The 450-nt window shown below is 29.8% G+C and carries 1 protein-coding gene; it reads right to left on the bottom strand.

Features of this window, described 5'->3' with window-relative positions; translation table 11 throughout:
• Window positions 1-450 (bottom strand): AAA family ATPase (locus tag CL42_RS16320; protein ID WP_035271110.1); only part of this gene is annotated, 450 nt, incomplete at both ends.

Here is a 450-nt window from a genome sequence, read left to right as displayed (position 1 = left end):
TGTCTTCTTACTTGATTATGAATTTGTCTTGTTTCAACTCCTCCGCCATAAACCATGAATTCAAAGTCTTCACTACTTATTGGTAAACCAGTAATCTCAGCTTTACATCTAAAAACATAGCTTAATCGAATAGTTTTATAGTCATGAGCAAGTCTATAATCTGTTAGTAAAGCAGTTAAATAAGGATCATTTTCAAAATCGGTAATATCTAAATGAATTTCAATTTGAGGTTTTTTTGATAAATCACATCCATCCCAAAAATCTGAAATTCTCAAGTTTCTGGCTGAATCAGGAAGTGATTGATCTATCACCAAACGCAAAGCAAACAATAAATTACTTTTCCCTATACGATTTTCCCCAAGCAACACAACATTACTGCTCAATGGAATATCAATAGCTTCAAAATTTCTAAAGTTTTTAATTATTAAATTTTTTAAATGCATTATAGTT

This window comes from Acinetobacter sp. Ver3, from assembly GCF_000632455.1.
In the GTDB taxonomy this organism is placed as follows: domain Bacteria; phylum Pseudomonadota; class Gammaproteobacteria; order Pseudomonadales; family Moraxellaceae; genus Acinetobacter.
Note: the sequence above shows the minus strand (reverse complement) of the source record. Positions and strands in the feature narration are given on the sequence as shown.